The organism is Enterobacter cloacae complex sp. SHL009 (assembly GCF_049237205.1).
In the GTDB taxonomy this organism is placed as follows: Bacteria; Pseudomonadota; Gammaproteobacteria; order Enterobacterales; family Enterobacteriaceae; genus Enterobacter; species Enterobacter cloacae_M.
On the sequence record NZ_JBMKIW010000001.1, the window covers coordinates 450301 to 473592 of the forward strand.

A 23292-nucleotide genomic window follows, 5' to 3' on the forward strand; every position below is an offset into this window, starting at 1 on the left:
TTTCTAACCTATTAGACATCTGGTTAGCGGAAACCTAAATGAAATCAGTTCACAGGGAGAAAAGGACCGCCCCGCAAGGGGAAATCCATTTTTAGGGAATTGCCCATGAAATTGAATGAATTTGCTGCCGGTCTCACCAAAGACGGAATGCTTGTTTTATGTCTTACTGATGGTGAAATAACAGACTACCTGGTTACCAGCAAGGCATTGCGCACACTGATTCGCCGGGAAGGAGGCGGGCTTTCAGCCCAGATTCTGGACGATGAAGATCGGATTATCAATTTGAACTCCCTGCCAGAAGCACTTAAGGTTCTCAAGCAGTAGGTGTTGATTTATAATAATCAAACGGGCTGAACACCCACTGATTACTGCGCCAACCTGAGGAATCAAAATGGCGCAGAGCATTACCCTAAACAACTCTCACCGCCCGTCTATGTGCGGTGTTTCTGCTTATGCTGGTGGTCCAGCATGAAGAAAGCAGATAGCCTCCATCTTTCGTGTGTGGCCGCACTGGGCTGCATCGTGTGCAGAAATCAGAGCCTGTGCGAAACGCCTGCGGAAATCCACCACATCCGAACTGGGCAGGGCGCAAGCCAGCGCGCTGACCATCGGAAATCAATTCCTCTGTGCCATATGCACCATCGCAACGGCGGATATGTTGTTGCGATTCATGCTGGCCGCCGCGCTTGGGAAATGAAGCACGGCACAGAAGCTGAGCTGCTGGTGCAGGTTCTCTATTTGCTGGGAGAGCCTACCGATGAATAAGCCTGTCAGTTATGGCTCAGTGTGCAGCGGCATCGAGGCCGCCAGCGTCGCATGGCACTGCCTGGGCTGGCAGCCAGCATGGTTCGCTGAGATAGAAAAATTCCCCTCTGCTGTTCTGGCGTACCGCTGGCAGGACGTCATCAATCTCGGTGATATGACAAAAATCGCCGCGGCAATTCGTGCCGGAAACATTGAAGCGCCCGATCTGCTGGTGGGGGGAACCCCTTGCCAGGCGTTCAGCGTTGCGGGTTTACGTAATGGGCTGGCTGACGAACGCGGCCAGTTAACTTTGGCTTTTGTGGAGCTGGTTAATGCAATCGATGGAAAGCGCAGAGAACAGGGAAAACCTCCCGTCATCGTCGTCTGGGAAAACGTCCCCGGTGTATTCAGCAGCAAAGATAACGCTTTCGGATGTTTTCTTGCAGGGCTTGCCGGCGAAAGCTGCGCGCTGGAATCACCAGGGAAGCGATGGGCAAACGCTGGTTATGTGCTGGGACCAGAAAGAGCTATTGCCTGGCGAGTGCTCGACGCTCAATTTTTCGGAGTGGCCCAACGACGCAGACGTGTGTTTGTTGTCGCAACAGCTCGAGGGGATATCGATCCCGCAAAAATTCTTTTTGAGTCCGAAGGCCTGCGCCGGAATTCTCCGCCGCGCAGAGAAACGACGGAAATCGTTGCCGCCCTTACTGCGCGAGGCGTTGGAACATGTGGCGCAGACGACAATCAGGCACAAGCCGGCCATCTTCAGGCAGTAGTTGGCACTATTGCCGCTCATTCATTTACTGGCGGCGCGGGTGGGAGACCGGAAGGGGCCGCAGCTGGACATTACATCCCCGTAGGAGCTTTTCGCATGAGGGCGTTTGGCGAATACGTGAATGATGGAACGGGATCAACCTGCAAAGCCCGGGACCATAAAGACGCAACCGATTTGGCGGTTATGTCGGTGCACGGAACTCAGGACCCCGACATACTGAAAAACATGGCCCATACGCTGGGGCGTAATCATGGTCAGGAAAATGCGGTTATCGCGTTCAGCTCTAAGGATAGTGGACACGATGCCTCCAGCGAAATTTCACCAACACTTCGCGCCGGCAACAGCGTACATGGAAACCAAAATGCTGGGTCTCCTCCCGCAGTCACTTACGCATTCAAAGGCGGGCAGGGCGCAAAAGCCCATGGAATTGGTTATGCCTGCGAACAGGCACCTACGCTTACCAGCGCCAATAGCGGGAGCAATCAGGCTCCTGCAATCATGCAAAATATGGCTGTTCGCCGCCTGACTCCTGTCGAGTGCGAACGCCTGCAGGGCTTCCCAGATAACCATACCCTGATCCCCACACAAAAACGTAAGCAGCTCACAGCTGAAGAATACGCCTACCTGCGCCACCACCGCCCAGAACTAACTGCAGAACAGGCTTACCGCCAGGCCGCTGATGGCCCGCGCTATAAAGCGATCGGAAATTCAATGGCGGTACCGGTTATGCGCTGGATTGGCTCCCGCATACAGGAGGCGCTGCGTGCCTAAATACATCATCACCCCAGTCGGAAAACCCCGCATGACTCGCCGCGATAAATGGAAACAGCGGCCGCCGGTGATGCGCTATCGCCTGTTTTGCGATGAAGTCCGTCTTCATGGAATCCAGGTGCCTGAGAATGGAGCTCATATCACTTTCGTTTTGCCAATGCCGAAGAGCTGGAGCAAGAAGAAGCGCACAGCTATGGACGGCCAACCCCATCAGCAAAAGCCCGATCTGGACAACTTAACAAAATCTCTTTTGGACGCCTTGTTTGAGGATGATTCCCACATTTGGGACGCCTGGACATCAAAAATATGGGGCAAAACCGGAATGATAATTATCGAGGATATTGGAGACAAAAATGCGTGATATGTACGAGGTAATGGACCGCTGGGGAGCATGGGCTGCAGCTGATAGCAGTGGAGTCGACTGGCAACCAATAGCTGCTGGTTTTAAAGGTCTACTGCCGCACGGTAAGAAATCACGCCTGCAATGTGATGATGATGAAGGGATCTTGATTGATGGTTGTGTTAGCCGTTTAAAGAGTTTTAAAAAGGAAAGGTACGAATTAATTATTGCTCATTTTGTATTTGGCGTTTCTCTTCGCACTTTCGGGAAAAAAAGGAAATGTTCTGACGGTACCATCAGAAAGGAGTTGCAAGAAGCTCTTGGCTTCATTGAAGGCGTATATTGTTTGCTTAATGAAAAAGGGGCGTAAGCCCCTATAAAGCTACAGCTGCAAATTTAACTTCAACATTTGGCGCTGGAGTTAGACAATTGTTTATAGCAACTATCCCAAATTTGTTGTTCCGGTTGGAAAAAGATACTGAACTCTTCATTTTTGTAAGGATTTTCAACGCATCGGAAGTTTTTGAAGATGTTTTATCTTGATTATCGTTACATTTAGGCATTGATGTGCAATATAATGCGGACGACTTAGACTTATAGAGATCAATCATATCCTGTCGTGGAAGTGCTGATTTATCGTAGGTCGTCATAACTGAGATTGGGCCTTTCTTAATTAATTTATTCCATGTATCTTCGTGATAACCAGTTTTAGAACCATGATGAGGTAATTTGAATAGGCCAGCTAAGTTTGGTTCAGGTCTGCTAATTGCATTACAAACAGAATCCCAGCCAGAATTTTTACTAACTTCAAGATCAGCACCCAATAGAATCTCATTATCGCTGGATGTAGGGGAAAAAACCCTAGTTACTACACAATAATGATTCGGATTAACTAGCCTCGCGGAAGTCGCAATTTCACTAAAGTTTGATGAAATTTTTGTCGAGTTAGCAAAATCTAGATTCGAATTGGTAATATCGACATCACTTGGTGATAGGGAGTGTACTTGTACACTGGCACGACTTCGGTAGAGAGTGCAATCCTTTTTGGCGTGTACTAATCGATCATTATCATGTAAATTTGGAAAAAGAGACATTACCTTATTTATCTCTTTTGTTTTGGCCATCTCTTCGCCATTTGCACTCAATGCCGCAATATAGCTTCGAAACTCTTGGGTATTTAAAGCTGCGCTTATAACGACTTTAGATTCTGGGCATTGTTGGATAATATCGTAGATGCCTTTTATATGATCGTCGTGAAAATGGCTAATAATTATTAATTTTACTTGTTTGGGATCAATCTTGCGGGAGATTAAATAATCCAGAGCGGCCGGTTTATTATCATCATTCAAACATGAGTCAATTATCATCCATTCTTCTAAACCAAGGCGAACTGCTATAGATTCACCTATCCCTTTTCCAAAAATAACTGTTTCACATGCAAACTGTTGAACCGTGGACACCTACATTCACCATGTTTTTTATATGTTTTTCAGGGAGTTATGACCAAAGACGCGTCTAAGTCTGAATTCGGAAACTCTTTTCTCCTGACCCAGCAAAGTTCTTTCAACCCCAACATACCAATAGAAAATTGCGCTCTCGACTAATCTTTTTTGATCGCTTTTACTAAATTCATCCGATGAAAAGCTTATTTCATCGATAATTTCATGAGAGCTAATGTCGTAAATTCGAGCATGAAGCTCCTTATGATTTTTACACGATGTGATTTCGTCTATTACACCGTAAGCATCTAATGCTTTATCTAGAAAAGTTATTTTTTCTTTCGCTCTGGCTTTTAACTTTCTATAAAAATCACTGCTCGCTGAGTTTCTTTTTCTGTCAGAGGATTTAGGTTGTGAAATTGTTATTTCAGCAATGCTGGTTGAGTAGGTAAAACCACTTGATGAAAAATTATTGTCAATTTTAGCTTTTTCTAACGTTTGAGAAAAATTACCAAGTATAGTTTTATGTATAGGTTCGTTATTTATATTGAGGCTTTTTACAATCTTTTCTATGTTTCCTTCTTTTTTAGTAACATTAATTGTATCGCTAGGGTTTTGAACATCCTTTAAACCTGTTAATGTGCTCATGATAGAATCCGATTGAACATTTGTTCGTGGCTTACCATATCGTTTTTAACTGCTTCAGCGATATGCCGTTGAATTGCTTCTGGCAAAGTTTGAGTAAAATCAACTGCGTCCTTACGGTCTTCTACAACCAAATCATGATTGTATTGAACGTTCAAACCTAGAGTTTTAGGATTACTGCTTCTGTATGGTGCGTAGGTGACATTTATAGTTTCATTAAAGATTGAATCTTCGCTTTTATTTTTGTTTTGAATCGCTACGATGAGAGTCCTCATACCATAATAATATTCTGGATTTTCCTGTAATATTTTGGAGTTGTTAGTTTCAATCCAAGGGGTTTTAGGAACTAATGTATCTCCAAGTTTATTCCATTTTTCCTCATCACTAAAATGATAATCGAAGAGAGTGTTAATACCCACAGCTTGAGTTTCTGCATGTGGAAACATAGAGAAAATAGAAGAGGTTAAGTCCGCTAAGGCGCTTTCTAAGCCTGTCTTGGTAAGTTGAAAAACTGCTTTAGTAGGTGTGCAGTTTATTTCCACCCAACCATAATCAGTAGTAATAGAATCTCCATCGAATGTAGTCGCACAATTAGAAAGATCCTCTTCTCTTAATAACTCATACCTTTTAAACCATTCTGGCGAAAATAATAAAGGAGTAATTATATTTGAGATCCATACAACGTTAATTGTATGTTTGATAAGCTTAAAAGTCATAAATACATTTGTCCGCGAAATGGACGCCCAGTTTCCTTAAGGCATAGCTACCGCACGATTGTTTTAACAAAACAACCCCATTGATAAGTTTTGCCTATTGATTTTTATCCCTATAGGCTGGATGAAACATAGCAAAAAGCTAACGCGTACGCAAAAACTATCGTAACCTGTTAAGAGTAGTTGCTTCGTCACACAACTTAATCATCGAAACCCTGCCAATTTGGCGGGAGTTGTCTTTTAAGGCTGCCTTAGGGCGGCCTTTTTTATTTCCCCTCACACAGCACCCGCACACAGCGAGGTGAGAGACGATGAAAATGAACGATTCAGGGAACATCTTCACGCAGTTCTTCGCGTGGGTGGCGGCTCTGGCTTCTGCCATTGGATTTACCACTCAGGATCTGGTGTTCATGTTCTTTGGTGCTGCTGGTTTGCTTATCTCGCTTGCCTCCTACATCAACGGGCGTGTAGATGCACACCGCATGCGTAAAGAGGATGAGAAGCGAACAAAAATGGTCAATGACTACCTGAAAGGCGTTGGTGACAAATCTCTTCACGAACGTCCCGCAGCGGCAAGCGTGGTCGTTGAGGCATTACAAAAGGAAGGTGACTGATGGGAACCAGAGCAAAATTGAGTGCTGCTGTTCTGGGACTGTTACTAGCTGGTGCTCCGGCATCCGTCATTCTCGATCAGTTCCTGAATGAGAAAGAGGGGAATAGCCTCACTGCATACAAAGACGGTGGAGGCATCTGGACGATTTGCCGTGGTGCCACGATGGTTGATGGTAAACCGGTTGTGCAGGGCATGACGCTGACTCAAGCGAAATGCGACCAGGTAAGCGCCATCGAACGGGATAAGGCGCTTGCGTGGGTTGAACGTAATATTCACGTTCCCCTAAGTGCTCCACAGAAGGCTGGGATTGCTTCCTTTTGCCCCTATAACATCGGACCGGGAAAATGTTTCCCTTCCACTTTCTATAAGCGCATCAATGCTGGTGACCGGAAAGGGGCTTGTGAATCTATCCGCTGGTGGATTAAAGACGGTGGGCGTGATTGCCGCCTGACCAAAGGCCAGAAGAATGGCTGCTATGGTCAGGTTGAGCGACGGGATCAGGAAAGCGCGCTAGCATGCTGGGGGATAGACCAGTGATTAGGTTAACAGCAATCATCTGCGCTGTAGTTACCTGCCTTCTGGCTTCGATGGCCTTGGCGATTAACCACTACCGCGACAACGCCATTACCTTCAAAGACCAGCGCGATAAAGCAACTGAACAGCTCAGCCTGGCGAACGCCACCATTAAAGACATGCAGTCCCGCCAGCGTGATGTCGCTGCACTGGATGCCAAATACACGAAGGAATTGTCCGATGCGAAAGAAACCATTGAGCGTCTGCATAGCGATGTCATTGCTGGCCGTAAGCGCCTGCAGCTCAACGCAAACTGTCCCGCGAACGGAGCGACCAGCACCGGCGGCCTGGGCGATGCTTCCGGCCCCCAACTTACTGACTCCGCTGAACGGGATTATTTCACCCTCAGAGAACGAATTGAAACAGTGACCAAACAGGTTAACTACCTGCAGGACTACATCCGGCAGCAGTGCTTAAATTAAAGTTATCCTTCTTTTTGTCGATAAAAAAATCGGTAAATACTGAGGTGATTTTGATGACTAAGATTTATGCGCGAATGATTTGCCACCATAGCGGAAACTTGACGTTTCAAGTCAGGGAGATTGGCAACACAATGTGGACAGACAAGCAACGCGGATTCATATCAGTGCCTAAAGATAATGAGGAATTTATGTGTCGTGTTAATGCTGATTTAGCGTCTTTCGCTAAGTCAGGAGTTGAGGTCATCTGGTCAACATGAACATAGCCGCCTCCGGGCGGTTTTTTATTGCCATTACCTGGTAATGTTCATTGTAATGGCAATGTTGGGCATTATTACCAAATTTTTATTGCTACTGCGGGTCCAAGATTTCAACCGTACTACTATCGATTTCCTGTAATGTGTGTTCAATCTGGTTATTGAAGCCCTTGAATTTAATGATGCGCTTGGTGATTTTCCGTCCCTCGCCATTAAGTCCAAAAGAAACTTTCTCTGTTGATGCTTTAGCGCCTATTTCTGCCGAGGCAGAACCATCATAGAACTCTTCGATTTCAACTTCTTCAGCTGCGAGAATTCTTCTTGCGATAGCAAGCTCTTGTTGGACTTTTGCCTGAGACTGGAAAACTAAAGATTGAAGCTCTGCCTTTCTTGCTTCATCTGATAGTTGCGCCGTGGTCTGCGCGACATCAGTTGATTTTTTACTAAAGGCTTCAATAGCTTTCTTAACTGCTAATTCGATAACTAAACCTGTTGCTCCGCCATAAAGTCCTAACATCAGTTTTTCCTTTTAAAGTGGGATTAACAGAGATATCGGCAAGATCATTAGATAATTTAACCGTAACAGACTAATTTTTTGAATTTATTGGGCGAAGCGGATAAAGAGGCTATCAATGTCCGACATCTACCAAATCACGCTAACCACCCAAACAGGTGAAACCTTCACGGGCAAGATGTCACGACGTCAACCTGAGCTGGTGAACGGTTTCGTTATGCTGGGTACAGTAACGATAGAGGGGATGGTGTGACAGGGTAAACAATCTACCTGACTGATCTCGATTTTGATGTGATGGACCGCCAGACGAAGAAAGACATCCTGGCGCATAACAAAGCGTGGCAGGCGAACTGCCAGAAAGAAACCAGAGCCTCGCAATAGCGGGGCTTTTAACGCAACAAAGGTAAAGACGTGGATGAACGATATCGTAAAGACCTACAGCTTTGGTTTGGGCTTAGATATTGAAGTTGGATTGACGTCATGGTCAGTAAAAACAGATGTTTACATGTAATTTATGGTGTGTTTAGCTAGTCTCTCAACTACACAGGAGAGAACGCATGACTCAGTCTAAGTTAGCTAAATTCTTGGACCTTACAGATGAACAACTGGAAGAGTCGGGAATTGATGAAGATCTGATCCAAGAGGATACTGGCAATTCTGGCGATATGGTTTATTCATACTACTTCAACGTTCCCGAAGAGACATCAAAAGAAGTCTTGGATGAAAAGCATTGGGAAGTTGGCGATCGAATTGAAATACCACTTTGGTTCTTCGAAGATGAAGATGGTTCTGATGATGGTTGGGAATCGCTACCTGATTTTGATCCTGAAGAAGCTCAGCGTGAAAGAGATCGAAGCGACAGGGAAATCGAAGCTGACATAAAGCGAAGAGAAGAACCTTAAATTTAGCCGCCTTCGGGCGGTTTTTTATTGTCCTCACAATGGTGAGGACCATCGTAATGGCAATATCCCTTACCGAGGATAACCAAGCAAATATCCTGTACGCGAAAGCGATCTGTTCATATCCCTTCAGACTGAGATAGCTGCTCAGGCAACATCAACTGTTGACCTGCAACAGGCACTGAATGACGCAAAGGGCGATGCTCTCCGCAAATGATTTAGGGCGGGAGGCGCTATCTAGTCAGTCAATCGATGAGGCTTGAACGTTTGGACGTCCAAATGGATACTTGTGCGCTCGATTTTGTGCAAATGATATTCATTATCATATTGGGTCCTTTCCGGCAATTCGGCCTGCTACGGTGCGGCGTCCGCCTAGGCTCTCGCTGTTCATGAGGTTCTGACAGCAACCTTTGCTTCCTTTCTACTTGTGATTATGTCTTACCCCTTACTGCTGATAACTCAGCAATTATCCCCACCAACGAGAAAGCGAGTCTCTCTGGAATCGCTATATATGAACAAACTCAAACATAAGGTTGGTCGTTAGGTATGCCCCCACGTATCAAAAGGCCATGCAGGCACAAAGGTTGTGCTGCTCTGACAAATGATTCAAGCGGCTTTTGCGATGAACATCGGCAGCAGCATGCCGGTGAAGGATGGCGCAACTATCAGAACGGCAAAAGCCGACACGAACGTGGATACGGGCGTCCCTGGGAAGTCAGGCGTGCACGTATTCTCCAGCGAGATAAACACATCTGCCAAGCGTGCCGACGCGTTGGCATAGCAAGACGTGCGAGTACCGTCGACCATATCCTCGCTAAGGCTCACGGCGGAACGGATGATGATTTCAATCTGGAAGCATTATGCTGGCCATGCCACAGAGCCAAGACCGCAAGAGAACGTCTCAGGTGAAACTCGGTCGCTCAGCGCATGGGGAGGGGGGGATAAAATCCCAAACCCCTTTCGCTTTTAAGGACTGCCGCTCCCGGTAGTTTTTTGCGCGTGTGAAATAAAAACTTTTTTTTGCTGCATTTTTTCAGGTGTTAAGTATGGGAACAGGAATGCGATCACCCGGTGGGGGAAGGAAATCTGGAAACACTGGATCACAGGTTAGTTCTGTTACTCGTGCCGTCACCCCTCCGGATGAGTTACTCGGCGATATGGCTGTCGATGCCTGGCGTCGGACATGCCGAATCCTTATCGACCGTGGCACGTTCGAAATGGAGGACTGCTATCTGCTGATGGAGTACTGCAACACCGTACAGCTCCTGTTCGATGCCAACCAGGAAATCAAAAATGATGGTCTCGGCGATGAGACAGCTGCGGGTGGGCAGAAAATGGGCGCGGCAGTAAAGGCCCGTGACAAATATATCTCACAGTTAATCCGCCTGAGCGTTGTTCTGAAGCTTGACCCAAACAGCCGGATGGTAAAACGACCGCCACTCGCCGGGAGTAAAGCCGAAAACGAATTTGACGAATTTTGATTGGGGCGATCGTCCCAATTTTTAGGGACTTATTATGGCCGCGTACCCGAGCGTCAATATGGCGAACCAGTATGCGCGGGATGTGCTGAACGGGAAAATACTCGCCTGCAAGAGCATCCAGCTGGCATGCCAGCGCCATTTTAATGATCTGAAAATTTCTCTCGATAAGGATTACCCCTACCGATTCGACCGTGAACTGGCGGAACGCGCGTGCCGTTTCGTTCAGCTATTACCGCACTCCAGCGGTGACTTAGCCGGTCAAAAACTGAAGCTGGAACCCTGGCAGGCGTTTGCATTCAGCTCAATTTTCGGCTGGGTCACGAAAAAGACCAAAAAGCGCCGATTTCGCGAAGCGTATATCCGGGTGGCCAGGAAAAACGGGAAATCGTTTTTCGCGGCAGGCATTGGCACGTACATGTTCTGCGCTGACGGTGAAAACAGCGCGGAAGTTTACTGTGGGGCCACCACGATGGCGCAGGCGAAAAAGGTCTTCACCCCGGCCAGGCAGATGGCAGACCGCCTTCCATCGCTCCGTTCAAAATTCAGTATTTCGGTCTGGGTTGACAGCCTGACCCGTCCGGACGGTTCGCTGTTCGCGCCCATCGCCGGAAAGCCTGGCGACGGTGACAGCCCGCACTGCGCAATCATCGATGAATATCATGAGCACGACACGGATCACATGTATGAAGCCATGACGCTGGGCATGGGAGCACGTTCGCAGCCGCTGACGCTCATCATTACCACGGCGGGTACGTCGCTGGAATCCCCATGCTACGACAAGGATAAGCAGGTCAAGGAGATGCTCAACGGGCATGTGCCTAACGACCGCCTGTTCGGCCTGATTTATGAGCTCGATGAAGGGGATGACTGGACCGACCCGATCAACTTCATTAAAGCGAACCCGAACCTCGACGTGTCGATATCGTATGACGATCTGCTGGCGGAGATGGAGGTCGCTAAACAGGTTCCGCGCAAGGTCAACGCCTTTAAAACGAAGCGTCTGAACATCTGGGTATCCGGTAAAGCCGCGTTCTACAACATGACGCAATGGCATGCTGCCGCCGATAAATCCCTGCGCTACGAGGACTTTGCAGGCGAGGATTATTACCTCGGCCTGGACCTTGCCCAGCGTCTTGATCTTAACGCCGGTGTTGGCGTTTTCGTCCGCGAAATTGAGGGTAAGAAGCACTACTACTGCATCAGGCCGAAATTCTGGGTACCGGAGGACACGGTCCGGAGCACGGACCCGAAAATTGCCAAAACTGCAGACCGGTATGTGAAGTTCGTCGAAATGGGGGCGCTTGAAGCGACAGATGGGGCAGAAGCGGATTATCGCGAAATCCTGGCCAGCATTATCGACCTTCAAGAAATTGATAAGGTCCGCGTCAGCGAAATCCCCATCGACCCCAGCGGTGCCACGGCACTCAGCCACGAGCTGCAGGACCACGGGTTTGAGCCCATTTCTATCCGGCAGGACTACACCAACATGTCGCCGCCGATGAAGGAGCTGGAAGCGGCGCTCGCTGGCGGTCGTTTCCACCATGACGGGAACCCGGTCCTGTCATGGTGTATCAGTAACGTTATCGGGAAAAATGTCCCCGGAAGCGACGACATCGTCCGACCGACGAAGGGCGACAAGCAGTCAAAAATCGACGGCGCGACAGCGCTGTTTATGGCTATAGGCCGCGCAATGCTGAACGGTCGGGCCAGCAATCAATCCGTTTATGATGAGGAAGACGTCGCATGTTAACGGCAATTATTACCTTTATGATCGGCCTGTTCGGCGCGGCGCTTATCTCGTTTGGCGCGTGGATGGTGTTCCCGCCTGCAGGCATTATTGCCGCAGGCGTGTTTTGCCTGTTGGCATCCTATTTTGCAGCCAGAGCCGCTGCGCCAGCGAATGATTCTCCAGGGGGTAACTGATGTTCATTCCTCAGTTCTTCCGGGGCAGGTCGCGTCCGGGAGGGAGCAACTGGACAACGGTTCTCGGGAGCGTCAGCGCCAGCAAGAGCTCATCGGGCATGCTGGTTACGCCGGAAACGGCAATGGGGATTGGGGCCATACGCGCCTGCGTAACGCTCCTTGCCGAATCCATCGCCCAGCTGCCCTGCGAGCTTTATCAGCGCGACGAAAAAGGCGGACGGCGCAGGGCAACGGATCATCCTCTGTACGATGTGATCCATTCGCAGCCAAACAGAAAGGACACCAGCTTTGAGTATTACGAACAGCAGCAGGGCGTGCTGGGGCTTGAGGGGAACAGCTATTCCCTGATTGACCGGCACGGTAACGGCGATATCGCTGAACTGATACCGATTAACCCCAAAAAGGTCATCGTCCTGAAAGGGCCGGACGGGATGCCGTATTACGAGTTGCCCGAGCTGGGTGAAACGGTGCCGATGCGCATGATGCATCACATCAAGTATTTTTCGCTAGACGGGTACATCGGCACCTCGCCGATTCAGACGAACGCGGACGTTCTCGGGCTGGGCATGGCGGTTGAGCAGCACGCCGCGCAGGTGTTCGCCCGTGGCACCACGATGTCCGGCGTGATTGAGCGTCCCAAAGAGGCGGGAGCCATCAAGAGCCAGGCTTCAATTGACAAGCTTCTGGCCAAATGGACAGACCGTTATTCCGGCGTGCGAAACGCCTTCAGCGTGGCGCTGCTGCAGGAGGGCATGAGCTATAAGCAGCTGTCGCAGGACAACGAAAAAGCGCAGCTGCTGCAGTCGCGCCAGTGGACGGTAAACGAGGTGTGTCGGCTTTACAAAATCCCGCCGCACATGATTCAGCTTCTCGACAAATCGACCAACAACAACATCGAGCACCAGGGTCTTCAGTACGTGATGTACACGCTGCTGGCCTGGCTGAAGCGCCATGAAGCGGCGATGATGCGCGATTTGTTGTTACCCAGCGAGCGTCGTGACTTTTACATCGAGTTCAACGTCTCGTCGCTGCTGCGCGGCGATCAGAAATCGCGTTACGAGTCCTACGCGCTGGGCCGCCAGTGGGGCTGGCTGTCGGTAAACGATATCCGGCGCATGGAGAACATGGCTCCGGTAGAGGGCGGCGACACGTATCTGACGCCGCTGAACATGGTCGATACCAGCACCGTTCACGGGCTGGATAAAGCCACCCCCGCGCAGATAAGCGAAATCAGCGCAATCCTGCAGCGAACTGCATAAAACCTGATTATCAGGCTCTCACAGGTATACACAATGTCGAAATTAATCAACCTGCCGCACCTGGCTGACCAGGTGTTCGGGGTGCCTCACTACGCCACGCGGCAAATCATGGACTCGGTGAAGTCAATCCTGGTTCCCCGCCTGCAGGGCATGAATGTGGCGCCGCTGGAAATGGCCCTGGGGCCGGATGAGTCACAGGAAACGAATGAACCGCAGCAAAGCGGCGGCGGCGTGGGCGTTATTCCTGTCCACGGTATCCTCGTCCCCCGGCGTGGCCAGATCGTGAATATGTGTACGGAGCTGAACAGCTACGAGCGTATTCGCGGCCAGCTGGCTTCCCTTCTGAACGACCCGGGCATTAAAGAAATCGTGCTCGATATTAACTCGGGCGGTGGCGCGGTATCGGGCTGTAAGGAGCTGGCTGACTACATTTACCAGTCGCGCAGCGTGAAACCCATTACGGCCATCGTGAACTTCAGCGCGTTCTCTGCGGCGTACTTTATCGCGTCGGCCTGCAGCAAAATCATCGTCAGCGAAACCAGCGGCGTGGGCTCCATCGGGGTCATCCTTGAGCATATGGAAGCGTCGAAATGGGAGGAGATCGTGGGGCTGAAATTTACCACGTTCTCGCGCGGCGATAACAAAAACAACGGCTCCCCGCATGAACCGCTGACGGAGCTGGCCACGACCCAGATACAGGCGATGATCGACGGCGCGTACCAGACGTTCACGTCCTCCGTCGCGCAGTATCGCGGCATGGATATTGACGCCGTTATCGGCACCCAGGCCGCGCTGTATTTCGGGCAGAACGCCGTCGCGGCAGGGCTGGCAGATGAGATGTCCGATCCTCAGTCAGCCATCAACGCGATTGCCACGAAATACAAGCCATCGCCCCAGCAGTCCAGTATCCAGTTACGTGCCGCTGTCATGGATCAGCAGGCCCGTATGTAACCCGACGCGAAGCGTCACCGTAAGCAGCCAGATGGCTGCTTTTTTTTATGCGTAAAAGAGAGAAAAACGATGAACAAAATCGAAGAACTGCGTCGCCAGCGTGCGGGTATTAACACTCAGGTTCAGGCCCTGGCACAGATTGAAATGAACGGCGGCACGCTGAGCGCTGAGCAGCTGGAGCAATTCACTGACCTGCAGGCTCAGTTTGATGAGCTTTCGGCGTCCATTGAGCGTCTGGAAGCGGCAGAACGCCTCGCCGCCACCACGGCAATTCCGGTGAAGGCTGCGCAGAACGGTCGTAACGCACCGGCGGCGCAGGTGAAAGCCGAACCGGCTCAGTACAAAGGCGCTGGCATGACCCGCATGGTGATGGCCATCGCGGCGGGTAAGGGCGACCTGCAGCAGGCCGCTTTGTTCGCTGCGGAAGACCTGAACGATCAGGGGCTGTCGATGGCTATCACGACCGCAGCCAATTCAGGCGGTGCGCTCGTTCCGCAGAACATGCAGAACGAGGTGATTGAGCTCCTGCGCGACCGCACCATTGTGCGTAAGCTCGGGGCGCGAACTGTTCCACTGCCGAACGGTAACCTGGCGATCCCGCGACTGGCCAGCGGCTCAACGGCAAGCTATGTCGGTGAAGGCAAGGATGTGAAGGCGAGCGGAGCGACCTTCGACGACGTCAAACTGAACGCCAAAACGCTGATCACCATGGTGCCGATTTCCAACCAGCTGATTGGTCGCGGCGGCTTCAACGTCGAACAGCTGATTTTAGGCGACATCATCAGCGGAATTTCCACCCGAGAAGATAAGGCGTTCCTCCGTGACGACGGCACCAACGACACCCCGAAAGGGATGAAAGCGGTAGCTACAGCTGGTAGCCGCACGCTCCCATGGGTAGCGGACGAAGAAGTGAACCTGCAGACCATCGATACCTACCTTGATGCGCTGATCCTCATGGCGATGGACGGTAACAGCAACATGCTGAAGTGCGGCTGGGGTATGTCCAACCGTACCTACATGAAGCTGTTTGGCCTGCGCGACGGGAACGGCAACAAGGTGTACCCAGAAATGGCAGTGGGTAACCTGAAAGGCTATCCGATTGAGCGCACCTCGGCTATTCCGGCGAACCTGGGTACGGGCGGCAAGGAGTCGGAGATTTACTTTGCGGACTTCAATGATGTCCTGATTGCTGAAGACGGCGCAATGGTTGTCGATTTCTCCCGCGAGGCGACCTACATCGATGCAGACGGGAACACCGTTTCCGCGTTCGCGCGCAACCAGTCCCTGATCCGCGTCATCATGGAGCATGATATCGGCTTCCGCCATATCGAAGGCCTGGCGCTGGGTACCGGCGTTACCTGGTAATATTCCGACAATCGTGATTAACAGCCCGCCCCGTGCGGGCTTTTTTACAGGTGAACATCATGGCTCCTAAAACCAAAAACACTCAGAAAGACGATACCGCCACCGACGCCAACGCCGAGCAAGCGGTAACGACTGCAGCTTCAGCTGATACTTCAGCACCTGCACCAGACGTTAACACCGGTTCTGCAGGCGATGCCGGTGATGAAGGTGATGGTACCGATTCTGATCCAGATGGCGACGGTTCAGCGCCAGGGCCAGACGCTAACATCGATTCTGCAGGCGATGCGAAACAGGACGAAACCCCAGAGGAACGTATGTCAAAACTGACTGGAAAAGTCGCTTCGGTACAAAACGAGCGCGTTGCGGTGACGTTCCTTGGTCCGTTCAGCCGCTACAGCCGTGGTGATGTGGCCTGCTTTGACAGCGCCGTCGCTCAGGACATGGTGGACCGAAATATCGCCGTCTGGGCAAAAGACGCAGAACGCGCCCTTCAACCGAATAAGGACGATGAAGCGCATGATACTGACATTGGCTGAAGCCAAAACCCAGCTACGCCTCGAGCTGGATTTTGATGAGCACGACAGCCTGCTGACCAGTCTGATTGACGCGGCTCAGCGCAGCATCGAGCGCAGCTACTACTGCAAGCTGGTAGAGAACCAGGCGCAGCTTGACGCACTGCCTGAAGGTGAGACGGGTTACATCATTGATGAAGATATCAAGCTGGCCGCGAAGATGATGGTCTCGCAGTGGTATCTGAATCCCACCGGCACGGCAGAAGGTTCGCCGTCCGATTTGGGCGTTGAGTACCTGCTGTTCCCGCTAATGGAGCATACCGTATGAGCGACCCCCTGCGCCCCGGCGAGCTGAACTGCCGGATAACACTCAGCTACGTGGAAACAGAACGCGGTGAGCTCGGCGAGACGCTTCCGGCCCGAGAGGTGATGGCCGGAAAGGCCTGGTCCAAAAAGGAGCTGGTCTCCGGTCGGAAGGTCCGGACGCTGGACCAGCAGCAGGTCGTCGAAACGTGCCTCTTCACGCTGTACCCGCGCAAGGTTGACGTGGACTGGAAGGTATCGACGGCTGACCGGGTGTATACCGTTCGCAACGTCGAGCGCCTGACTGATCGGATAATCATCACCGGAGAGGCGGATTCACGCCATGATCGAGTCAGCAATTAAATCCGCCGTCGAGCGGATTACCGAGCTGGATACTTACCCGCTGCTGCTTCCGGATACGGTGCAGGAAGGCGCGACGTTCCAGCGTATTTCCGACCCGCAGGTCGGTGACGGGCTGAGGCGGACAGGGCTGTCCGAGGTACGGATACAGCTTTCGCTTTATGTTGTCGACCGGTACACGTCGCTGCTTCAGTTCGACAGGGCGCTATGGGCTGAATGGAAGGACATTGTTCATGGCCAACTGGAAGGTCAGCCCGTTCAGTACGTTGAGCGCGGAGGCATACAGCAGGGGAAAACCACGCTTCCCAACAACCGCGTCCAGTACCGGCTGGTTCGCGACTTCATCTTCACCGTTCTGGAGTAGACACCATGCAGATAGACATTAAGTTCCCCAGCGGGAAGGAGTTTGACCGTCTGCTGGAAAGCATCGACAAAAAAGTCGGGGTGAAACTCCTGCGCGATGCGGGACGCGCCGCGCTTGCGGTCGTTGAGCAGGATATGCGGCAGCATGCCGGTTTTGATGAGGAAAGCATCGGGCCGCACATGCGCGACTCCATCAAAATCCGCAGCACCAACGTGGCAGAGACCTCGCGCTATAACACCATCGTTACGCTGCGCGTCGGTCCCAGCAAAATTCACCACATGAAAGCGCTGGCGCAGGAGTTCGGTACCGTCAAACAGGTCGCCGCCCCCTTCATACGTCCGGCGATGGACTACAACGTTCAAACAATCCTTAAAGTGCTGGCCGCAGAAATCCGGCTGGGCCTCGAAGGGCGTTAGCAATCAGGAGAGAGTAAATGGCAGATCCAGAAATCAAATCCCCGTCAGAGTACGCGGTACTCCCTGCGGGTACCGAGGTTCGCTACGGTCAGAAGGGCGCAACCATTACCACCGCCGCGCTTCTGCAGAGCGCGATGGGGATTGGGGCCACGGGGAAAAAAGGCACCTTCCTCGAAGTGACGCGCCTCATCGACACAGAGCCGAAATACATGGCCGACATGGGCGAGGGCGAAGATAAAACGTTAGTCTTCATTGACGATCCATCCGATACCGTGCAGGAAGCGCTGCTGAGCGACGCAGATGCGAAAAAAACGGTGGTCTTCTTCATGAAGTTCCCCAACAAGCGCATTTCAGAAGTCGAACTGGTGCTGGCTGGCTGGAGCCTGCAGGCTGTTGACACGCCGAAAGGCAAAGTGCTGCAGGTTGAGGTCTACGGCAAGCAGAACAGCGTTAAATGGTCCGTTGAGAAGCCAGCCGGTGGCGGCGAGTAACCCTCTATTTCCCCGCGCCGGTCGCGGGGCTTTTTACTGATGAAACAGGATAAAAAACATGAACTACAAATCCCTTATCAACCCACTGAATACCACCGTAGAAAAAACGCTCCTCGGCCAGAAGGTGTATCTTCGCCGCCTGACCAGCGCCGAGCTGGATGACTATAACGACAAAGTTGAAGCCGGACGCCAGGCCAAGCTTCCGTCGCGAGAGCTGTCGGCGATGGGGGTAAACCTGTTTCTGGCGGCGCTGGTCAATGAAGACGGCAGCAAGCCAAAAGCCAGCGAACTGCCCACTGCAGACCAGCTGATGGCCGCGCACTCGAACGCCGATCTTCTCGACGCGGTTACGCTCGTTCAGCGCCATTCTTACGGCACGCTGGAGGAAGCCACAAAAAACTAACCGACTCGCCCCATCTCAGGCTGCTGTTCACGCTGGCGGACCGATGGGGCGAGAAGGACCCCCGCAAAATAGCTGAGCTTCCTGCGAACATACTGACCCACTGGCAGGCCTATTTCGATCTCCTGAAAACGGAGGCCGAAACGCCAGCGCCGGTTAACTCCCCTCCGGTGACTGCTGCGCAATCTGAAAGCGACCAGCAGTTCGCCGACTGCTTCAGGATATTAGGACATGGCTGCTGACGTTGCGTCGTTGGCTGTCGCGCTGCATCTCAACTCCGCCAGCTTTAAATCACAGTTTGCTGATGCTATGCGAACGGCGGACAGCAGCGCCCAGCAATTTAACAGGAAAGTCCAGACGGACAATCAGAAAACCCGGCAGTCGTTTGAAGGGCTGGGCAAGGGGATTACCGGGCTGGACGCCGACTTTAACAAGCTTGGCAAAACGGTCGACAAACGGCTGACCGGGCTGGATGAAATGCGCGGTCTGCTGGCCAACATTTCAGCTGGCAGCACGGTTGCCGGAAGTTCTATCACCACGGCGCTGGTTTCGGCCCTCAGCGAGGGTATGAGCACCGCGCTGGATAACAGCATTACGGGCCTGAAATCCCAGCGACAGGCCCAGATTGAGTTTACCCAGGCGCAGATAAGCGCCGCTCAGGACTCGATAGAGAACGCCAGGCAGTTGCGTGCTGAAGCTATCGAGAAGCAGAACATCGCGGTAAAAACCATCGAAGCCGCCCGTGCCGACCGCGAGCGCGCCTTTGCGCTCGATGAGCATTTTGCCAAACAGGCCGAGGTGAACAAGCAGTACGGGCTGGCCGTCAGCTATGAGGCCGAGCACGTTAAAAACGCCAGAACCATCCAGGAGGCGAATCTTGCTGAAGCGAAGGCGAAGGGCAGTCTTGCAGAAGCGACGAAAACGGTGCTGGCAGCTGATATCGCCGAGTCTGCAGGGAAGCAGCAGCTGGCCACCTCAACGCGGCAGCTCGCCGTGGCCAGCCAGGAGTTATCTCTTGGCCAGCGAGCCGCTGCAGCCAGCGCGGGCCTGATGCGCGGTGCAATGGCGATGGTCGGCGGTCCTGTCGGACTTGCCGTTATTGCCGTCGCCGGTGCGGTGACTGCAATTTACTCGGCCTACTCCAACAGCGAAGCGGTCATTAAAGGGTATACGCAGGCGTTACAGAAATCCGGCCAGCAGTCCGTTATGTCGGTCATGTATTTGCAGAACCTGACCTCCAGCCTCGGTGATTCAGATCGCGCCGTTAAGGCGGTTACGGCATCCGTCTCGGCGGGATTCGGCGGCAATATGCTGGAGCAGGTCGCCAGCCTCGGCACGCGAATGGAGGAAATCGGGCAGAGTTCCGACGATCTCGTATCACTGCTGTCGAGCCTGAAAGGCGATCCGCTGCAGGCGCTTCAAAAGCTGACCGATCAGGGGATTTTGCTCAACGGCAGCATGATTGACCAGATAGTCACGCTCGAGCGCCAGGGGAAAACCTCTGAAGCAACGGCGCTGCTGCAGCAGGCGGCGATGAATGACGTTGATACCAAACTCAAGGAGCAGGAATCGAATGTCGGCGGGCTGAAAAGCGCGTGGAAATCGCTGAAAGATTTTGTCGCAGATGCGTTCAAAACGATGGGGGACGCGCATATAGCCACCGCGCAGGCGATGGCTGCCGGTGCAGGTGTTGACCTCGATACCACTCCCGACCCGGCAATCAAGCAACGTGAAGAGGCGGAAAAACAGTATCAGGCGCAGAAAAAGCAGCGTGAAGAAATTTCGAAGCGGTTGAAGGATGAAAACACGCTTTCCGGGCTGCTAAAAGCCGGTACATCGCGTGAAAAAGAGCGGGCTGATGCCGTTGCGCTTGTTAATGCCAATTTCACCAAAGGAACGGCTGAATACACGCAGGCGATGCGCGGCATCGACAAAATGTATGCCGAGCAGAAAAAATCCCGCGAGAAGGCGTACAGCGATGATGCTGCGACCACGCGCCTGAATCAGCTTCGCCAGGAAGAGGCGGCGCTGCGTTCGCAGAACGAACAAACCGAGACGCTGACACAGTCGGAAAAGAAACTGGCTCAGTTCAACCAGGAAATCGCGGACCTCAAGGAGAAGCGCATCCTGACGGCTGGCCAGCGCAGCATTCTGGCGCAGGAGACGGAGCTGCGTCACCAGTTGGAGATTAACGCCAGCCTGGATAAAGCCAACCAGCAGCGCAAACTCGGCCTTCAGATTCAGGAGCAGAACCAGGAGCTTTACCGCTCAACGCTGCAGCTGCAGCAGGAATATGCGAACAGTGTCGCCCAGATGACCATGGGCGCGGATGCGTATAACCAGATGGTTGCCGAGCAGCAGGTCCGGGAGCGCTTTGCAAAGCTGCGGGAAGAGCAGGATAAAACGATTGCCGATCACAGTTCCGAACTGTACCGGAAACAAACTGAGGTGCTGAGGGACGAAGAGCAGAAACAGTTAGAGATTGTCCGTAGTGGTGCGGAGCGGAAAAAACAGGTAGAGGGCTCCTGGTATGACGGCATGAAGAAGGGGTTGTCAGACTGGAGCCTTGACGCTGGAAATCAGTTTGCTCAAGTTCGCGACATTGCCATAAACGCGATGGATGGCATGGGTACTGCCCTCTGGAATGTTGCGTCAAAAGGAAAGGGGGACTTCAAATCGCTGGCCGTATCAGTTATCGACGATATTGGCAAGATGATCACGAAGATGCTGATGCTGAACGCCATCAAATCCGGTGCATCAGCTCTGGGCATCAGCAGCTGGTTCGGATTTGCTGACGGGGGCTATACCGGCGACGGCGGAAAGCATGACGTCGCCGGTGTGGTTCACCGCGGCGAATGGGTGGTACCGCAATCGGTGGTCAAGAAGCCTGGTATGCTCAGTTTCCTGAATCAGCTGACATACGGCAATGGTTATGCAGAAGGGGGGCTGGTCGGCGGTGGTATGCCGAAACCATCCGGTGAAACCTACTCGCAGCTGCCTGCAGGCCAGGGCAACATCCACTTTTCTTTAACTATTCCGCTGCAGGTCATTCAGCAGGGCGGCGCGAGTCAGGAACCTTCCTCAAAAAGTCAGGAGCTTCTGACCAGCGAAACCAAAGCCATATTCAAGCAGTTCGTTATTGAAACGCTTGATCGCGAACTTGCCAACGGAGGCATGATTGACACCAAAATGAGGACGGCCTGATGGCATTGCAGACGTTTACCTGGTCTCCGCGTAATGGTCCAACGGCAGACATAAAGTATCGAACCAGCAGCGTGCAATACGGTGATGGCTATGAGGCAGTAACCGGAGACGGCATTAACCCGGAGACGCAGTCATGGCCATTAACGTTCACCGGTATGAATGGGGATATGAAGCCTGTGCTCAAATTTTTGCGCGAGCATGGCGAAGACAAAGCATTTAAATGGACCAACCCGTTGGGCGAACTTGGGCTCTACCGGGCATCGCAACTGAAGGTCACAGCGCTTGATTTTGCACGTATGACCATTACAGTCACATTTGCGACGGCATATAGGGCCGAGCCAATTTAATGAGGGAACAATGATAAAACTTATAATGGCGATAATGTGCGCGGTATTTCTTTCAGGCTGCGTTAGTCCAATGACTAAATCAGAAGTTGATGCTGCAGTATATGAGCCTCTTCCACAAGATTATCAGGATCAGATAAAAGAGATAACTCAGCTCAGATTAAAAGATCCAGATTCAGCCAAATATCATTTCTTTGAGCCAAAGAAAGGCTATACAGCTGGCACACGTCATTTCGGATTTGTAGTGCCGGTAGGTATAAACGCCAAAAATAGTTATGGCGGATACACTGGTTATCAAATGTACTATTTTGTTTATTATGACCATAAATTTAAAGACGTTACCGATGGCGTAAAACTTGACGTAGTCAAATGGTCTGACGAAGTTAAGTAATATTCACTATGTCCTCTTAACCCCGCTTCGCGGGGTTTTTTGTTATGGGGTTCACTCTTCTGTATGAGAGGTTTCTATGGGCATAACTGCTGACGATCAAAAACTACAGCCCGGCAATCAGATCACCCTGTTCGAAGTTGACGGCACCGCCTTCGGTGCCGATGTTCTCTATTTCCACAACCACGCAGTAGCGTACACGGAAGAAGAAGTTCTCGCTGCCGGTGATGATGAATCGAAGCTACCTGGTAAGCCGATTTACTGGCAGGGCATCAGATACGATCTCTGGCCATGCCATATTGAGGATATTGAAGCCAACGGTGACGGAACACCTGTGTCGCCAAAATTATCCGTTGGTAATCTGGACGGTTCGATCTCCGCGCTGTGCCACCTTTTTCAGGATATGAAGCAGGCAAAGGTCACCATCCACCGAACGTATGCGCATTACCTCGATGCCAGTAATTTTCCAGACGGGAACTCACAAGCCGATCCAACTGCCGAGCAGCTGGAGGTGTTTTACATCGACAGTAAAACGGCAGATAACGAAACGGACGTCCAGTTCAAGCTGAGCTCGCCTGTTGACGTGACCGGGCAGAAGGTTCCGGCCAGACAGATGACCAGCCGTTGCGCATGGTGCCTGCAGGGACAGTATCGGGGTGCGGACTGCGGTTACACCGGAACGAAGTATTTCGACAAGTTCGGCAACCCGGTTGATAACCCAGCAGACGATGTTTGCCCCGGAACGGTCGCAGGCTGCAAGCTGCGCTGGGGGGAAGATGAGCAGCTACCGTTTGGCGGTTTTCCGGCAATTGCGATTACGAGGATTTAA

The 23292-nt window shown here is 51.8% G+C and carries 31 protein-coding genes and 1 pseudogene; 28 read left to right on the forward strand and 4 right to left on the reverse strand.

The window, feature by feature from the left end; all coding sequences use genetic code 11:
• Positions 1-105: 105 nt before the first annotated feature.
• The 5 genes and pseudogenes from ACOTZC_RS02160 to ACOTZC_RS02180 all read left to right on the forward strand — a co-directional run bounded on the left by ACOTZC_RS02160 (position 106) and on the right by ACOTZC_RS02180 (position 3000).
• On the forward strand, positions 106-324 hold the full coding sequence (locus ACOTZC_RS02160) for a hypothetical protein (RefSeq protein ID WP_149366350.1): 219 nt from the start codon (positions 106-108) through the stop codon (positions 322-324).
• 144 nt (positions 325-468) lie between these two features.
• The gene (locus tag ACOTZC_RS02165; protein WP_252040531.1) at positions 469-765 is read left to right on the forward strand and encodes a Ref family recombination enhancement nuclease; all 297 of its coding nucleotides are present in this window, start codon (positions 469-471) and stop codon (positions 763-765) included.
• Positions 758-2281 (forward strand): annotated as a pseudogene (gene dcm / locus ACOTZC_RS02170) (DNA (cytosine-5-)-methyltransferase); the annotation flags it as partial. The gene ACOTZC_RS02165 and the pseudogene dcm, both read left to right, overlap by 8 nt.
• 1 nt (position 2282) lies before the next feature.
• Entirely contained in the window at positions 2283-2651 is a 369-nt protein-coding gene (locus ACOTZC_RS02175; protein ID WP_252040527.1) for a RusA family crossover junction endodeoxyribonuclease, read from the forward strand.
• On the forward strand, positions 2644-3000 hold the full coding sequence (locus tag ACOTZC_RS02180; RefSeq protein ID WP_252040525.1) for an antiterminator Q family protein: 357 nt from the start codon (positions 2644-2646) through the stop codon (positions 2998-3000). Before ACOTZC_RS02175 ends, ACOTZC_RS02180 begins: the two co-directional genes overlap by 8 nt.
• Positions 3001-3004: 4 nt before the next feature.
• Here the strand turns inward: ACOTZC_RS02180 and ACOTZC_RS02185 are convergent, their stop codons facing one another.
• From ACOTZC_RS02185 to ACOTZC_RS02195, 3 genes are read right to left on the reverse strand one after another with little or no spacing between them, the layout of a single operon-like run.
• Positions 3005-4090 (reverse strand): MBL fold metallo-hydrolase, encoded by a 1086-nt coding sequence (locus ACOTZC_RS02185; protein ID WP_252040523.1) that lies wholly within the window; start codon positions 4088-4090, stop codon positions 3005-3007.
• Between the two features lie 18 nt (positions 4091-4108).
• Positions 4109-4717 carry a hypothetical protein gene (locus tag ACOTZC_RS02190; RefSeq protein ID WP_252040521.1) on the reverse strand — a complete coding sequence of 203 codons (609 nt, stop codon included), beginning with the start codon at positions 4715-4717 and terminating at the stop codon, positions 4109-4111.
• Positions 4714-5430 carry a hypothetical protein gene (locus ACOTZC_RS02195; RefSeq protein ID WP_252040520.1) on the reverse strand — a complete coding sequence of 239 codons (717 nt, stop codon included), beginning with the start codon at positions 5428-5430 and terminating at the stop codon, positions 4714-4716. Before ACOTZC_RS02195 ends, ACOTZC_RS02190 begins: the two co-directional genes overlap by 4 nt.
• A gap of 308 nt (positions 5431-5738) precedes the next feature.
• Between ACOTZC_RS02195 and ACOTZC_RS02200 the strand changes: the two genes are divergently transcribed.
• The 3 genes from ACOTZC_RS02200 to ACOTZC_RS02210 are packed head-to-tail and all read left to right on the forward strand — an operon-like array spanning position 5739 to position 7035.
• On the forward strand, positions 5739-6041 hold the full coding sequence (locus ACOTZC_RS02200; RefSeq protein WP_146826719.1) for a hypothetical protein: 303 nt from the start codon (positions 5739-5741) through the stop codon (positions 6039-6041).
• Positions 6041-6577, forward strand: coding sequence for a lysozyme (locus tag ACOTZC_RS02205; protein WP_252040518.1), 537 nt, complete (start codon positions 6041-6043; stop codon positions 6575-6577). The genes ACOTZC_RS02200 and ACOTZC_RS02205 overlap by 1 nt, the downstream gene beginning before the upstream one ends.
• 50 nt (positions 6578-6627) lie before the next feature.
• A complete protein-coding gene (locus ACOTZC_RS02210; protein ID WP_421635567.1) occupies positions 6628-7035 on the forward strand; it encodes a lysis protein in 408 nt (135 codons plus the stop codon).
• 348 nt (positions 7036-7383) lie between these two features.
• On the opposite strand, the gene ACOTZC_RS02215 is transcribed toward ACOTZC_RS02210, so the two are convergent.
• Complete coding sequence (locus tag ACOTZC_RS02215; RefSeq protein WP_252040514.1) at positions 7384-7806, reverse strand: hypothetical protein; 423 nt, start codon at positions 7804-7806, stop codon at positions 7384-7386.
• Positions 7807-7921: 115 nt separating this feature from the next.
• Between ACOTZC_RS02215 and ACOTZC_RS02220 the strand changes: the two genes are divergently transcribed.
• From ACOTZC_RS02220 to ACOTZC_RS02315, 20 genes are all read left to right on the forward strand, one after another.
• A complete protein-coding gene (locus ACOTZC_RS02220) occupies positions 7922-8056 on the forward strand; it encodes a hypothetical protein (RefSeq protein WP_286087426.1) in 135 nt (44 codons plus the stop codon).
• A gap of 304 nt (positions 8057-8360) precedes the next feature.
• Positions 8361-8705, forward strand: coding sequence for a hypothetical protein (locus tag ACOTZC_RS02225; protein ID WP_252040512.1), 345 nt, complete (start codon positions 8361-8363; stop codon positions 8703-8705).
• 543 nt (positions 8706-9248) lie between these two features.
• Complete coding sequence (locus ACOTZC_RS02230; protein ID WP_252040510.1) at positions 9249-9611, forward strand: HNH endonuclease; 363 nt, start codon at positions 9249-9251, stop codon at positions 9609-9611.
• 137 nt (positions 9612-9748) lie between these two features.
• On the forward strand, positions 9749-10183 hold the full coding sequence (locus tag ACOTZC_RS02235) for a P27 family phage terminase small subunit (protein ID WP_042889871.1): 435 nt from the start codon (positions 9749-9751) through the stop codon (positions 10181-10183).
• Positions 10184-10217: 34 nt separating this feature from the next.
• Positions 10218-11933 carry a terminase large subunit gene (locus ACOTZC_RS02240; protein WP_252040508.1) on the forward strand — a complete coding sequence of 572 codons (1716 nt, stop codon included), beginning with the start codon at positions 10218-10220 and terminating at the stop codon, positions 11931-11933.
• Complete coding sequence (locus tag ACOTZC_RS02245; protein ID WP_045351071.1) at positions 11927-12106, forward strand: hypothetical protein; 180 nt, start codon at positions 11927-11929, stop codon at positions 12104-12106. Before ACOTZC_RS02240 ends, ACOTZC_RS02245 begins: the two co-directional genes overlap by 7 nt.
• Complete coding sequence (locus tag ACOTZC_RS02250) at positions 12106-13365, forward strand: phage portal protein (RefSeq protein ID WP_029485140.1); 1260 nt, start codon at positions 12106-12108, stop codon at positions 13363-13365. The genes ACOTZC_RS02245 and ACOTZC_RS02250 overlap by 1 nt, the downstream gene beginning before the upstream one ends.
• Before the next feature lie 33 nt (positions 13366-13398).
• Positions 13399-14316: a S49 family peptidase gene (locus tag ACOTZC_RS02255; protein WP_252040506.1), complete on the forward strand. Its 918-nt coding sequence runs from the start codon at positions 13399-13401 to the stop codon at positions 14314-14316.
• Between the two features lie 69 nt (positions 14317-14385).
• On the forward strand, positions 14386-15681 hold the full coding sequence (locus ACOTZC_RS02260; RefSeq protein ID WP_252040504.1) for a phage major capsid protein: 1296 nt from the start codon (positions 14386-14388) through the stop codon (positions 15679-15681).
• A gap of 59 nt (positions 15682-15740) precedes the next feature.
• Positions 15741-16217, forward strand: a complete 477-nt coding sequence (locus ACOTZC_RS02265) for a hypothetical protein (RefSeq protein WP_252040502.1) — start codon at positions 15741-15743, stop codon at positions 16215-16217.
• Positions 16198-16521: a head-tail connector protein gene (locus tag ACOTZC_RS02270; protein ID WP_252040501.1), complete on the forward strand. Its 324-nt coding sequence runs from the start codon at positions 16198-16200 to the stop codon at positions 16519-16521. The genes ACOTZC_RS02265 and ACOTZC_RS02270 overlap by 20 nt, the downstream gene beginning before the upstream one ends.
• Positions 16518-16859 carry a phage head completion protein gene (locus tag ACOTZC_RS02275; protein WP_252040499.1) on the forward strand — a complete coding sequence of 114 codons (342 nt, stop codon included), beginning with the start codon at positions 16518-16520 and terminating at the stop codon, positions 16857-16859. Before ACOTZC_RS02270 ends, ACOTZC_RS02275 begins: the two co-directional genes overlap by 4 nt.
• On the forward strand, positions 16840-17220 hold the full coding sequence (locus tag ACOTZC_RS02280; protein ID WP_421635568.1) for a hypothetical protein: 381 nt from the start codon (positions 16840-16842) through the stop codon (positions 17218-17220). The genes ACOTZC_RS02275 and ACOTZC_RS02280 overlap by 20 nt, the downstream gene beginning before the upstream one ends.
• A 5-nt stretch (positions 17221-17225) precedes the next feature.
• On the forward strand, positions 17226-17636 hold the full coding sequence (locus tag ACOTZC_RS02285; RefSeq protein ID WP_252040495.1) for an HK97-gp10 family putative phage morphogenesis protein: 411 nt from the start codon (positions 17226-17228) through the stop codon (positions 17634-17636).
• A gap of 17 nt (positions 17637-17653) precedes the next feature.
• A complete protein-coding gene (locus ACOTZC_RS02290; RefSeq protein ID WP_042889852.1) occupies positions 17654-18127 on the forward strand; it encodes a hypothetical protein in 474 nt (157 codons plus the stop codon).
• Between the two features lie 58 nt (positions 18128-18185).
• On the forward strand, positions 18186-18530 hold the full coding sequence (locus tag ACOTZC_RS02295) for a hypothetical protein (protein ID WP_045357506.1): 345 nt from the start codon (positions 18186-18188) through the stop codon (positions 18528-18530).
• 228 nt (positions 18531-18758) lie between these two features.
• The gene (locus ACOTZC_RS02300) at positions 18759-21731 is read left to right on the forward strand and encodes a phage tail tape measure protein (protein ID WP_252040494.1); all 2973 of its coding nucleotides are present in this window, start codon (positions 18759-18761) and stop codon (positions 21729-21731) included.
• Entirely contained in the window at positions 21731-22078 is a 348-nt protein-coding gene (locus ACOTZC_RS02305; RefSeq protein WP_252040492.1) for a phage tail protein, read from the forward strand. Before ACOTZC_RS02300 ends, ACOTZC_RS02305 begins: the two co-directional genes overlap by 1 nt.
• Before the next feature lie 70 nt (positions 22079-22148).
• Complete coding sequence (locus tag ACOTZC_RS02310; RefSeq protein WP_248190661.1) at positions 22149-22466, forward strand: hypothetical protein; 318 nt, start codon at positions 22149-22151, stop codon at positions 22464-22466.
• A gap of 76 nt (positions 22467-22542) precedes the next feature.
• Positions 22543-23292, forward strand: a complete 750-nt coding sequence (locus ACOTZC_RS02315) for a phage minor tail protein L (protein ID WP_248190663.1) — start codon at positions 22543-22545, stop codon at positions 23290-23292.